At 73.0% G+C, this 12,434-nt stretch carries 11 protein-coding genes; 2 read left to right on the top strand and 9 right to left on the bottom strand.

The annotated features are described in order from the left end of the window. Positions 1 to 3 precede the first annotated feature (3 nt). The 5 genes from mltG to ACFVGO_RS19975 all read right to left on the bottom strand — a co-directional run bounded on the left by mltG (position 4) and on the right by ACFVGO_RS19975 (position 5,505). A complete protein-coding gene (gene mltG, locus ACFVGO_RS19995; RefSeq protein ID WP_380633133.1) occupies positions 4 to 1,272 on the bottom strand; it encodes an endolytic transglycosylase MltG in 1,269 nt (422 codons plus the stop codon). Between the two features lie 148 nt (positions 1,273 to 1,420). Continuing rightward, positions 1,421 to 1,900 (bottom strand): Holliday junction resolvase RuvX, encoded by a 480-nt coding sequence (ruvX, locus tag ACFVGO_RS19990; protein ID WP_359897454.1) that lies wholly within the window; start codon positions 1,898 to 1,900, stop codon positions 1,421 to 1,423. Continuing rightward, positions 1,900 to 4,569: an alanine--tRNA ligase gene (gene alaS, locus ACFVGO_RS19985; protein WP_359897455.1), complete on the bottom strand. Its 2,670-nt coding sequence runs from the start codon at positions 4,567 to 4,569 to the stop codon at positions 1,900 to 1,902. The genes ruvX and alaS overlap by 1 nt, the downstream gene beginning before the upstream one ends. Then, positions 4,569 to 5,021 carry a DUF6167 family protein gene (locus ACFVGO_RS19980; protein ID WP_359897456.1) on the bottom strand — a complete coding sequence of 151 codons (453 nt, stop codon included), beginning with the start codon at positions 5,019 to 5,021 and terminating at the stop codon, positions 4,569 to 4,571. Before ACFVGO_RS19980 ends, alaS begins: the two co-directional genes overlap by 1 nt. A gap of 4 nt (positions 5,022 to 5,025) precedes the next feature. Continuing rightward, positions 5,026 to 5,505 (bottom strand): DUF948 domain-containing protein, encoded by a 480-nt coding sequence (locus ACFVGO_RS19975; protein ID WP_359897457.1) that lies wholly within the window; start codon positions 5,503 to 5,505, stop codon positions 5,026 to 5,028. 243 nt (positions 5,506 to 5,748) lie between these two features. Between ACFVGO_RS19975 and ACFVGO_RS19970 the strand changes: the two genes are divergently transcribed. Continuing rightward, positions 5,749 to 7,977: an ATP-binding protein gene (locus ACFVGO_RS19970; protein WP_380633130.1), complete on the top strand. Its 2,229-nt coding sequence runs from the start codon at positions 5,749 to 5,751 to the stop codon at positions 7,975 to 7,977. A gap of 48 nt (positions 7,978 to 8,025) precedes the next feature. Then, positions 8,026 to 8,352, top strand: a complete 327-nt coding sequence (locus ACFVGO_RS19965) for a tetratricopeptide repeat protein (protein ID WP_359897459.1) — start codon at positions 8,026 to 8,028, stop codon at positions 8,350 to 8,352. Between the two features lie 96 nt (positions 8,353 to 8,448). On the opposite strand, the gene rpsD is transcribed toward ACFVGO_RS19965, so the two are convergent. From rpsD to ACFVGO_RS19945, 4 genes are all read right to left on the bottom strand, one after another. Then, complete coding sequence (gene rpsD / locus ACFVGO_RS19960) at positions 8,449 to 9,063, bottom strand: 30S ribosomal protein S4 (protein WP_030240707.1); 615 nt, start codon at positions 9,061 to 9,063, stop codon at positions 8,449 to 8,451. A 309-nt stretch (positions 9,064 to 9,372) separates the two neighbouring features. Continuing rightward, complete coding sequence (locus tag ACFVGO_RS19955; protein ID WP_380633128.1) at positions 9,373 to 10,815, bottom strand: replication-associated recombination protein A; 1,443 nt, start codon at positions 10,813 to 10,815, stop codon at positions 9,373 to 9,375. A 56-nt stretch (positions 10,816 to 10,871) separates the two neighbouring features. Further along, positions 10,872 to 11,690, bottom strand: a complete 819-nt coding sequence (ppk2, locus tag ACFVGO_RS19950) for a polyphosphate kinase 2 (RefSeq protein WP_359897461.1) — start codon at positions 11,688 to 11,690, stop codon at positions 10,872 to 10,874. Positions 11,691 to 11,860: 170 nt separating this feature from the next. Beyond that, positions 11,861 to 12,367 (bottom strand): GNAT family N-acetyltransferase, encoded by a 507-nt coding sequence (locus ACFVGO_RS19945; protein WP_380351195.1) that lies wholly within the window; start codon positions 12,365 to 12,367, stop codon positions 11,861 to 11,863. Positions 12,368 to 12,434 lie beyond the last annotated feature (67 nt).

The following is a 12,434-nucleotide window of genomic DNA, read 5'->3' as shown; positions in this document are numbered from 1 at the left end:
CCGTCACGGCGTCCCCGCACCGGACCCGGACGGCGCCCCGGCCCCGCCCGCGCCCCCCGGACCGGAGGGCGCCGGGGAGGACGAGCCCGCGTCCGGGGCACTGGGCCTGGCCGCCGCCCGGTTGGCGTTGAACTCGGCCACGTTGCGTTGCTGAACGTCGAAGCTGTCGGTGAAGCGGGTGTCCCCCGGTTTCACGGTGACGAAGTACAGCCAGTCCCCCGGCGTCGGGTCCAGCGCGGCCAGGATCGCCTGCCGCCCGGGGTTGGAGATCGGGCTCGGCGGCAGCCCGGGGTGCAGGTAGGTGTTGTACGGGGAGTCCAGCCTGGTGTCGGTCACCGAGGTGTTCAGGGTCGAGCGGCCGAGCGCGTAGTTGATGGTGGAGTCCAGCTGCAGGGGCATGCCCTTGGCCAGCCGGTTGTAGATCACCCGGGCCACCTTGCCCATGTCCTCGGTGTTGTCGGCCTCGCCCTGGACCATGCTGGCCACGGTGATCAGCCCGTACACGCTCTGCCCGAGGTTCTGCGCGACCACGGTGGCGTCGTCCCGGCCGAACTCCCGGCCGGCCCGGTCCACCATCTGCTTCAGCAGGTCGAAGGCGGTAGTGCCCTCGGTGACGCTGTACGTCGCCGGGAAGAGGTAGCCCTCCGGGCTGCCGTTGGTGAAGTCGGGCAGGCCGAGTTCGGCGCCCTGGTCCTGGGCGGTCTTCTGGGCGGTGCCCGCGGGCAGGTTCAGCTTCCGGTCGATGGCCGCGTAGATCTGGTAGCCGCGCCAGCCCTCGGGGATGGTCAGGCCGTTGGCGTTGGCCGGGTCGATCAGGATCGCCAGCGCCGCCGCGGCCGACATCTTCTGCTTCAGCGTGTACGTCCCGGGCTGGATCCGCCCGGCCGCCGCCGCGCTGCCCTTCGCGGCCCGGGTGAAGGCGAGCGAGCTGGCCACCACCCCGTTGCGGACCAGCGCGGAGGCGATCTGGGAGAGGCCGGCGCCCTCCGGGACGGAGACCTGCACGCTGCCGGTGCCCTGCCCGGCGAAGTCGGCGGCGGCCGGGGGTTTGCGCTGCGCCTGGAGCCAGGTGTAGCCGGTCAGCCCGATCCCGCCGAACACCGCGATCAGCGCGAGTGCGGTGAGCCCGCAGGCCAGCCCGTTGCGCCGTCGGTGCGGATCCGGCGCATCGAAGCGCGGGCGGGGCGCGCCCGGCGGACGGCCCTCCGGTTCCAGCACCGGCGCGCCCAGATGCCCCGGCGTGAGCCCCGGGTGGAAGTCCTGGTCGGTCATGGCTCGCGCCCCCTCGGCGGTCCCGGATCGATCCGGATCAATATGAATCGATACGAATCGATCCATAACGGACACGGAAGCGAACGAAAAAGGGTCCGTGCGGACGCGTCCGCACGGACCCCTCAAACGGGACGTTAGATCAGACCGGTCAGCCGACCGCCTCGACGCTCTCACCGGGCGGGCGTCCGCTCACCCGTTCGGACTCAAGGGCGGTCTGGAGGATCACCACCGCGGCGGCCTGGTCCACCACCGAGCGGCCCTTCTTCGCCTTGACCCCCGAGGCGCGCAGCCCGTGGGTCGCGGTGACGGTCGACATCCGCTCGTCCACCAGCCGCACCGGCACCGGGTAGAGCCGGGCGGCCAGCCGGGCCGCGTACGCCCGGACCTTCTCCGCCGCCGGGCCCTCCTTGCCGCTGAGCGAGCGCGGCAGCCCGACGATCACCTCCATCGCGCCGTACTCGTCGACGATGGCGGCGATCCTGGCCTGCGACTTCACCCCGGCCGGGACGGTCTCCACGGGCGTGGCGAGCACCCCGTCGGGGTCGCAGGACGCGACCCCGATCCGGGCGTCCCCGACGTCGACGGCGATCCGCCGCCCACGCCGGAAGGGCCTCTCCTCCTGCTCCATCAGCTGGCGCGCTCCGCGACCAGGCCGCGCACCGCGGCGATGGCCTCGCCGACCGCGGCCGGGTTGGAGCCGCCGCCCTGGGCGACGTCGTCCTTGCCGCCACCGCCGCCGCCGAGGGTCTTGGCCGCGGTCCGGACCAGCTCGCCGGCCTTGATGCCGCGGGCGCGGGCGTCCTCGTTGGTGGCGATGACGGTCAGCGGGCGGTCATTGGCCACCGTGAAGGCGGCGACCACGGCCGGGCGCGAGCCGAGGCGGCCGCGCACGTCCAGGACCAGCTTGCGCAGCTCGTCCGCGCCCACGCCGTCGGCGACCTGCGCGGCGACCACGGCGATGCCGTGCACGTCCTCGGCCGAGTCGGCCAGACCCGCCGCGGCGGCCAGCACCTTCTCGGCGCGGAAGCGCTCGATCTCCTTCTCGGCGTCCTTGAGCTTGGCGAGCATGCCCGAGATCTTCTCCGGCAGCTCCTCCGGGCGGCCCTTGACCAGCTCGGTGAGCTGGGCGACCACGGTGTGCTCACGGGCCAGGAAGCGGTACGCGTCGGTGCCGACCAGCGCCTCGACGCGGCGCACGCCGGAGCCGATCGAGGACTCGCCGAGCAGCTTCACCAGGCCCAGCTGGGCGGTGTTGCCGACGTGGGTGCCACCGCACAGCTCCTTGGAGAAGTCGCCGATGGTCACGACCCGGACCTCGTCGCCGTACTTCTCGCCGAACATCGCGATGGCGCCGGCCTTGCGGGCCTGGTCCATCGTCATGACCTCGGCGGTGACCTCCAGCTCGCGGCCCAGCACGTCGTTGATCTTCTGCTCGACGTCGACCAGCACGCTGCCCGGGACTGCGGCGGGCGAGCCGAAGTCGAAGCGGAAGCGGCCGGGGGCGTTCTCGGAGCCGGCCTGGGCGGCCGTCGGGCCGAGCGCGTCGCGCAGCGCCTGGTGGGTCAGGTGGGTGGCCGAGTGGGCCCGGGCGATCGCCCGGCGGCGCTCGATGTCGATCGTGGCGTACGCCGAGGCGCCCAGCACGACCTCGCCGAACAGCACCCCGCCGGAGTGCACCACGACGCCCGGGACGGGCTGCTGCACGTCGCGGATCTCCACCACCGCGCCGGACTCCAGCCGGATCCGGCCCTGGTCGGCGAGCTGGCCGCCGCCCTCGGCGTAGAACGGGGTGCGGTCGAGGATGATCTCGACCTCGTCGCCCTCGGAGGCGGCCGGCGACGGGACGCCGTCCACCAGCAGGCCGACCACGGTGGCCTCGCCCTCGGTGAGGGCGTAGCCGGTGAAGACGCTGGCGCCGGACTTGTCGGCGACCTCGCGGTACGCGGCGACGTCGGCGTGGCCCATCTTCTTGGCCTTGGCGTCCGCCTTGGCCCGGTCCCGCTGCTCCTGCATCAGGCGGCGGAAGCCGGACTCGTCCACCTGGAGGCCCTGCTCCTCGGCCATCTCCAGGGTGAGGTCGATCGGGAAGCCGTAGGTGTCGTGCAGCTTGAACGCCTGCTCGCCGGAGAGCACCGCGCCGCCGGCCTGCTTGGTCTCGGTGACCGCGACGTCCAGCAGGTTGGTGCCGGCCTTCAGGGTCTGGAGGAAGGCGCCCTCCTCGCCGACGACGACCGTCTCGATGCGCTTGCGGTCGCTCTCCAGCTCGGGGTACTGCGGGGCCATCGCCTTGATCGCGACGTCGATGAGCTCCTTGGCCACCGGCTCGGTGGCGCCCAGCAGGCGCATGTTGCGGATGGCGCGGCGCAGGATGCGGCGCAGCACGTAGCCGCGGCCCTCGTTGCCGGGGGTGACGCCGTCGCCGACCAGCATCAGCGCGGTGCGGATGTGGTCGGTGACCACGCGCAGCGAGACGTCCGACTTGTGGTCGGCGCCGTAGGTGTGGCCGGTGAGCTCGGCGGCGCGGTCGAGGATCATCCGGCTGGTGTCGATCTCGAAGAGGTTGTCGACGTCCTGCAGGATGGCGGCGAGGCGCTCCAGGCCGAGGCCGGTGTCGATGTTCTTGCTCGGCAGGTCGCCGAGGATCTCGAAGCCGTCCTTGCCGTCGCCGTGGCCGCGCTCGTACTGCATGAAGACCAGGTTCCAGATCTCCAGGTAGCGCTCGCCGTTGACGGCCGGGCCGCCCTCCTCGCCGTACGCGGGGCCGCGGTCGTAGTTGATCTCCGAGCACGGGCCGCACGGGCCGGGGACGCCCATCGACCAGAAGTTGTCCTTCATGCCCAGGCGCTGGATGCGCTCCGAGGGCACGCCGATGACGTCACGCCAGATCTGCTCGGCCTCGTCGTCGTCCTTGTAGACGGTGATCCAGAGCTTCTCCTTCTCCAGGCCGTAGCCACCGTCCGCGACGGGGGTGGTGAGCAGGTCCCACGCGAACTTGATGGCTCCTTCCTTGAAGTAGTCGCCGAAGGAGAAGTTGCCGCACATCTGGAAGAAGGAGCCGTGCCGGGTGGTCTTCCCGACCTCCTCGATGTCCAGGGTGCGCACGCACTTCTGGACGCTGGTGGCGCGCGAGAACTGCGGCTTGACCTCGCCCAGGAAGTAGGGCTTGAACGGCACCATGCCGGCGTTGACGAGCAGCAGGGTGGGGTCGTCGGCGACCAGGGACGCCGACGGAACGACGGTGTGGCCGCGCTCCTCGAAGAAGCGCAGCCAGCGGCGGCGGATCTCAGCCGACTCCATTAGTGGTCCTTCCGGTTCGGGGTGCCGCCCCGCGGCGGCAGGGCGCGGCGGGGCGTTTCTTCAGTGGTCCGGGGGGTGGTGCGGGAGCTGCGGGACGGAGGCAGGGCGGCGGCCGGGCTACCGGGCGCCGCCGAGATAGCTCGGTACTGCGGCTCGCCGGAGGGGGGCAGCGCGGAACGCTTCCCCAGGAGGGACCGGCGGTCGCCGCGGGGCTCCGCCACTGCGGTGCCGTGCAGCCCGAGGTCGTCCTTCAACTGCTCCTCGCGCTCGGCCATGCCGGCCTGCACGTCCCGGGCGAACTGCTTGGCCAGGTCGCCCAGGTGCAGCGCGCCGCGGGCGGCGGTGCCGGAGAGGCTGTCCGGGGTGAGCCGGTGCACGGCCTCGTTGGCCTTGTTCATGGCCCAGACGGTGGCGCCGGCGCCGACCGCCATCCAGAAGATGCGTCGCACCATGCCGTCAGCCCCTCACCGCGCGCCGGACCCGGGAGAACAGGCCGCTCCTGGGCGCGGTCGCGGCGCGCACCTCGGCCCGGATCAGCCTGGCCAGCTCCTCGCGCTCGCCGGCCTGCGCCGGCACCGGCGGCAGGCCGCCCTGCTGCCGGGCGACGGCCTTGCGCACGCCGTAGCTGAACGCCGCGACCTTCACCAGCGGTCCGCCCAGGGTGGCGGCCACGGTGGAGGAGAGCGCGTTGGCGTTGGCGGCGGCGTCCTGCACGTTGGCGGTGATCTCGTCGACCCGCTCCAGCTGCTCGTTGGCGCTGCGCACCGCGGCGCCCGCGTCGGTCAGCAGCGGAACGGCCTGTTCGGTGACCGCGGAGACCAGGACGGCGGCCTCCTTGAGCACCCGCGAGAGGCGGACCAGCACCACGGCGAGCAGGGTGACCAGGACCGCCCAGAACACGGCGACGAGCAATCCGGCCAGCTCTCCCACGGACACCTTTGCGCGCTCCCTCGCCTTGCAGTTCTCCTGGGCCTGTCAGACAGGCCCCAGCAGGAAACCCTATCGCGCCCGGGCCCGGTTTCCGGACCGGGTTGTTCGCCCGGCGATCCGGTCGGGTGTGCGATCCGCGCGCGTAACCTACCGATCGGTCACCTCGTTCTGCCTGGCAGGCCGTCGCCCGTACGGCCCGACGCACGTCCGGACCCCGACCGGTCCGGCCTGGAGCACGGGGAGCAGCCTTTGGCCGGGGACTGGACAGCACCGCGCGGGGAGCCCGCGGCGGGGCCGCACGGGCCGGAGCCCGGCCGGCTGCCGGCCGAGGTGACCGGCTTCGTCGGGCGGCGGGGCGAACTGGCGGAGCTGGCCGGGCTGCTGGACTCGGCCCGGCTGGTGACCGTCACCGGGCCGGGCGGCGTGGGCAAGAGCCGGCTGGCCCTGCGCGCGGCGGCCCGGGCGGCCGACGCCTTCCCGGACGGCACCTGGCTGGTGGAGGTGGCCCCGGTGCAGGACCCGCTGCTGCTCGGCCACGCCGTCCTGGAGGCGCTGCGGCTCGCCGACGGCTCCGCCCGTCCGCCGCTGGACGTCCTGATCGAGCGGCTGGAGGGCCGGCGCCTGCTGCTGGTGCTGGACGGCTGCGAGCACCTGGTGGAGGCCTGCGCCGAGCTGGCCGACGCGCTGCTGCGGGCGCTGCCCGGACTGCGGCTGCTGACCACCAGCCGCACCACCCTGCGGGCCTCGGGCGAGCACCTGCTGGCCCTCACGCCGCTGCCGGTCGGCCCGGCGCCCTCCGGCCCGGTGCGGCCGGACGCGCTGCCGGACGCGGTACGGCTGTTCGTCGAGCGGGCCGGGGCGGTGCTGCCGTCCTTCGAGGTGACGGAGGCCAACGCGGAGGCGGTCGGGTTGCTCTGCCGCCGGCTGGACGGCATCCCGCTGGCCCTGGAGCTGGCCGCCGGCCGGCTGCGCGCGCTGTCGGTGGAGCAGGTCACCGCCCGGCTGGACGACCGTTTCCGGCTGCTCACCTGCGGCTCCCGGACGGCCCTGCCGCGGCACCGGACGCTGCGCACGACGGTCGGCTGGAGCCATGAGCTGTGCACCGTGCAGGAACGTTTACTCTGGGCCCGCCTCTCGGTCTTCGCCGGCGGTTTCGACCTGGAGGCCGCCGAGTACGTGTGCGCCGGCGAGGGCATCGAGGCCGAGGAGGTCCTCGACCTGCTCGACGAGCTGGTCGCCCAGTCCGTGGTGCTGCGCGAGGACAGCGCCTTCGGCGTGCGCTTCCGGCTGCTGGACACCCTGCGCGAGTACGGCGGCCAGTGGCTGCGCGCCGCCGGCGATGAGCAGCGGCTGCTGCGCCGCCACCGGGACTGGTACCTGGGCGTCGCCACCTGGGGCGAGGTCGAGTGGTTCGGCCCCCGGCAGGCGGAGACCGCCGAGCGCACCGGGCTCGCCCACGGCAACCTGCGCGCGGCGCTGGAGTTCTGCCTCGCCGAGCCGGGCGAGGAGCAGATCGCCCTGCTGCTGGCCGGCACGCTCTGGTTCTACTGGATCGGCTGCGGCCACCTCGGCGAGGGCCGGCACTGGCTGGACCGCGCGCTCGCGCTGGACCGCGAGCCCACCGAGGCCCGGGCCAAGGCCCTCTGGGTGACCGGCTACATGGCCACCCTCCAGGGCGACCTCGGCTTCGCCCGCCCGGCACTGGAGGAGTGCCGCCGCCAGGCGCTGGACACCGGCGACGACCGGGCGCTGGCCTACGCCGTCCACCGCCAGGGCTGCGTCGCCCTGGTCGGCGACGACCCCGACCGGGCCGCCGAACTGTTCGAGGAGGCGCTCTGGCACTACCGGACCATCGGCGAGCTCAACAGCAACGTGGTGATGGCCATGCTGGAGCTGGGCCTGGCCCACCTCTTCCAGGGCGATCCGGACAGCGGCGAGCTCTGGTTCGGCCAGGCCCGCGAGCTGTGCGAGGAGCACGGCGAGCAGTGGGCCTACGGGTACGTGCTCTACGCGATGGCGTACTCGCACTGGCTGGACGGCGCCGTGCAGCCCGCCCGGGTGCTGGCCCGGGAGTGCGTGCGGCTGAACCACCTCTTCCGCGACCTGCTCGGCATCGTGCTGGGCATCGACCTGCTGGCACTGCTGGGGACCGAGCCGAGCGGACCGGGCGAGCCGGGCGACCTGCGCGAGGCCCGGGTGCTGCAGGGGGCCGCGCACCGGATCTGGCGCACGGTCGGCAACCCGTTCCTGGGCTCGCGGAACTTCTTCGGCCCGCACCAGGAGTGCGCCGAGCGGGCCCGGGCCGGGCTGACCGCCCAGGAGTACGAGGAGTGCTACGAGGCCGGGACCCTGCTGGACCTGGACGCGGCGGTCGCCCGGGCGCTCGGTGGCGGGGGCCGGGCGCAGGGCCCGGAAACGGCGCGGGGCCCCCGCTCGGTGCCGCCCGCGCCGGCGCCCTCGACGGCGCGGAATAGTTGAAACTTGCCGATTGCTTGAGGAGGCAAGGAACTGCCCGGAAGGAGCATCATGGCCGTCCACAACGCCGCCAACGAGTACCGCATGGCGAAGTTCTACTTCGATTCCAAGGCGTACACCGACGCGGCGCGCACGCTCGAAGGTGTCCTCGCCGAGGAGCCGACCAACCTCTCCGTCCGGATGCTGCTGGCCCGCAGCTACTTCCACTCGGCCCAGCTCCGCCGCGCCGAGGCCGAGCTGCTGCGGATCCTGGAGGCCGACCCGGCCGAGGACTACGCCCGGCTGATGCTCGGCCGCACCCTGGAGCGCCAGGGCCGGCCCGAGGAGGCCCGCCCGCACCTGCGGCTGGCCGCCGCGATGACCGGCGAGAGCATCTGACGGCAGCGGGAAGGACAGCGCGGAAAAGGGGCGAGCCCCCGTCGCCTCGAAAGGCGGCGGGGGCTCGCTCGTGGTGTCGCGAAGAGCGGAACCGGGTCAGCGCGAGTAGTACTCGACGACCAGCTGCTCGTCACAGATCACCGGGACCTCCTTGCGCTGCGGCGCACGGTCCAGGCGGAAGGCCAGGGCCTTCAGGTTGACCTCGAGGTACTTCGGGGTCTGGCCCTCACCCGCGTAGCCACCCTCACGGGCGACCTGGAAGGGGACCTTCTCCTTGGAGCGCTCGCGGACGGTGACCACGAAGCCCGGCTTCATCTGGAACGACGGCTTGTTGACCTTGCCGCCGTTGACCTCGATGTGGCCGTGGACGACCATCTGGCGGGCCTGGTAGATGGTGCGGGCGATGCCCGAACGCAGCACCAGCGAGTCCAGACGGGTCTCCAGGTCGGCGACGAGCGCCTCACCGGTCTTGCCCTCGGCCTTCTTCGCGCGGTCGAACGCGCGCGCCATCTGCTTCTCGCTCAGGTCGTACTGGGCGCGCAGACGCTGCTTCTCGAGCAGACGGACCTTGTAGTCCGAGTTCTGCTTGCGGCCACGGCCGTGCTGGCCGGGCGGGTACGGGCGGGCCTCGAAGTACTTGACGGACTTCGGGGTCAGCGGCACGCCGAGCGCACGCGCGATCTTGACCTTGGGACGCTTCTGGTTCGCCATGAACCAAACCTTCCTTGCTTACGAATACGGCTTCACCAGGTGTTGACGGAGGTCGCATCTCGCGACCCGGAGACAACCCATCGCCGAGGCGATGCGGTCAGCCGCTCTCCGGAGCCGGGCACGAAAGTGCTGGTCACACGGAGCGGCCCAGAATCTGGGCCGCCCGCGACACCGAAACGGTGCGCGACGCTCCTGGTGCGGGCCCCTCGGAGGGGGCCTACGGCCGGTGCCCCGCTGGTGCGGCCGGTCGGTGGGGTCTCCCCCGCCGCCGTCCCGGGACATGGCACTCCGACCGAGTATACCGGTGGATCACTCGCCCTTTTCCCCGGGCTGCTCCTCGGCCTTCTGCTCCGGCTTCGCGGGCGCCTTCCCGTCCTTCTTCCCGGCCTTGCCCTCCACCCTGCGCTCCCCCCGCAGCCGCCCGCGCGTCCACTCCACCACGTCCGCGTACCGGGCCTCGCCGCCGCGCCTGGTCGGCCGGTAGTACTCCTTGCCGTGCACCGCGTCCGGCGCGTACTGCTGGGCGGCGATGCCCTCCGGCAGGTCGTGCGGGTACCGGTAGCCCTGGCCGTGGCCGAGCTTGCCCGCGCCGCCGTAGTGCGCGTCCCGCAGGTGGGGCGGGACGGCGCCCGCCAGGCCCTGCCGGACGTCCGCCAGCGCCGCGTCGATCGCCAGGTAGGCGGCGTTGGACTTGGGCGCCAGGGCCAGCGCGATGGCCGCCTGGGAGAGGATGATCCGGGCCTCCGGGAACCCGATCAGGGCCACCGCCTGGGCCGCCGCCACCGCCGTCTGCAGGGCCGTCGGGTCGGCCAGTCCGACGTCCTCGCTGGCCGAGATCATCAGCCGGCGGGCGATGAACCGCGGGTCCTCCCCCGCCTCGATCATCCGGGCCAGGTAGTGCAGGGTGGCGTCCACGTCGCTGCCGCGGATCGACTTGATCAGCGCGCTCGCCACGTCGTAGTGCTGGTCGCCGTCCTTGTCGTAGCGCACCGCCGCCTGGTTGACCGCCGTCTCGGTGGTGGCCAGCGTGATGCTCGGCTCGCTCTTCTCCAGCGCCGCACCGGCCGCCGCCTCCAGGGTGGTGAGCGCCCGCCGGGCGTCCCCGCCGGCCAGCCGCACCAGGTGGTCCTCGGCCTCCGCGGACAGCTCCAGCGCGCCCTCCAGGCCGCGCTCGTCGGCCACCGCGCGGCGCAGCAGCGCCCGGATGTCCTCGTCGGTCAGCGACTCCAGGGTGAGCAGCAGCGAGCGGGACAGCAGCGGGGAGATCACCGAGAAGTACGGGTTCTCGGTCGTCGCCGCGATCAGGGTCACCCAGCGGTTCTCCACGGCCGGCAGCAGCGAGTCCTGCTGGGCCTTGGAGAAGCGGTGGATCTCGTCCAGGAAGAGCACCGTCTCCCGGCCGGACATCCCGACCGCCCGCCGGGCGCCGTCGATCACCGCCCGGACCTCCTTGACCCCGGCGGTGATCGCGGACAGCTCCACGAAGCGGCCCTCGACCGCCTGGCTGATCACGTGCGCCAGGGTGGTCTTGCCGGTGCCGGGCGGCCCCCAGAGGATCACCGAACTGGTCGCCGCCGGGCCCCGCGAGCCCGCGACCAGCCGGCGCAGCGGCGAGCCGGGCTTCAGCAGCTGCCGCTGCCCCGCCACCTCGTCCAGGGTGCGCGGACGCATCCGTACGGCCAGCGGCGCCCGGCCGGGCTCCCTGCTCTGGCGTTCCTCGGCTGCGGCGGTGAAGAGGTCCGGTTCGTCCACACCGGAAGCCTATGCGAGGCCCCGGACAGCCCGGCAAGGCACGCGACGGGCCCGGCCTACTCCAGCCCGGCGGCGTGGTCCGGGACGTACTTCTGCAGGTCGCGCGGGGGCCGCTGGTAGCCGCGCGACGCGGGGCGGGGCGGCAGTTCGACCTGCCGGGCCCTGATCTCGCGGTACGGCACGGTGGACAGCAGGTGGGCGATCATGTTGATCCGGGCCCGGCGCTTGTCGTCGCTCTCCACCACGTGCCAGGGCGAGTCCGGGGTGTCGGTGTGGATGAACATCTCGTCCTTGGCCCGCGAGTAGTCCTCCCAGCGGGTGATCGACTCGACGTCCATCGGGGAGAGCTTCCAGCGCTTCATCGGGTCGCCCAGGCGGTCCCGGAAGCGCCGCTCCTGCTCGGTGTCGCTCACCGAGAACCAGTACTTGCGCAGCAGGATGCCCGACTCGGTCAGCATCCGCTCGAAGGTCGGGCACTGGTGCAGGAACTGCCAGTACTCCTCGTCGCTGCAGAAGCCCATCACGCGCTCGACGCCCGCACGGTTGTACCAGCTGCGGTCGAACAGCACGATCTCCCCGGCGGCCGGCAGGTGCTCGACGTACCGCTGGAAGTACCACTGGGTCTTCTGCCGTTCGGTCGGCGTGGGCAGTGCCGCGACCCGGGCGATGCGCGGGTTCAGGTACTCCGTCACCCGCTTGATCGCTCCGCCCTTTCCGGCGGCGTCACGTCCCTCGAAGACCACCACCAGCCGGGCGCCCTCGGCCCGCACCCACTCCTGGAGCTTCACCAGCTCCTCCTGGAGCCGCAGCAGCTCCCGCTCGTACGGCTTCCTGGCCAGTTTCCCCGGCTTCCCGGTCCGCCGCTGCTCGGCCACCCTCGGGTCCTCCGTTCGGTCGAATGCTGATGAGCATTCACCGTAGGCGCCGGCGGCCGGATCCGCAGGTCGGCGAGGCCGTGGCGACCGGGCCGGTCTCGTGGACCGGCCCCGGGAGAGGCGCCCGAGGGAGCGGCGCTCGGGGTGGGGCAGGAGCCCGGAGGCAGGCTCTATACGGCGACGAAGGGCTCGGGGTAGCGGCAGAGCCCGCGCGGGGCGCCGTCGTACGCCGCCAGCGGCAGCGCCTGGAAGTACGCCTCCGGCACCTCGAACGGGCCGGAGACCTGGTGCCGCCCGGCCGGCGCGAAGCCGAACCGCCCGTAGTACTCCGGATCGCCGAGGACGACCACGAGCTTCTCGCCCGCCTCCTCGGCCGCCGCCAGCGCGGCCCGGACGACCAGCTCGCCGACGCCCCGGCGCTGCCACTCGGGCGCCACCGCGACCGGCGCGAGCGCCAGCGCCTTGCCGTCGCCGACCCGCAGCCGGGTCAGCAGCGCGTGGCCGATCACCAGCCCGGCACCGTCGACCGCCACCACGGACAGCCCGGGCAGCCAGGCGGGATCGCGGCGCAGCGCGTCCACCAGGTCCGCCTCGTCCGGCCCCGGGAACGCGGCCATGTGGACGCGTCTGGTCGCCGGGACGTCGTCCGGACATTCGACTCTCGTTGTGACCTGCATTGAGTCAACCCTCCCTGTGTCACACACCGTTGTGGACCGGCCCCGGACGACGGGCGAGCCGTCCGGG

It is taken from the genome of Kitasatospora sp. NPDC057738, assembly GCF_042798815.1.
In the GTDB taxonomy this organism is placed as follows: domain Bacteria; phylum Actinomycetota; class Actinomycetes; order Streptomycetales; family Streptomycetaceae; genus Kitasatospora; species Kitasatospora lactacystinica.
The sequence above is the reverse complement of the archived record's forward strand: the minus strand, read 5'-3'. Positions and strand labels throughout refer to the sequence as shown.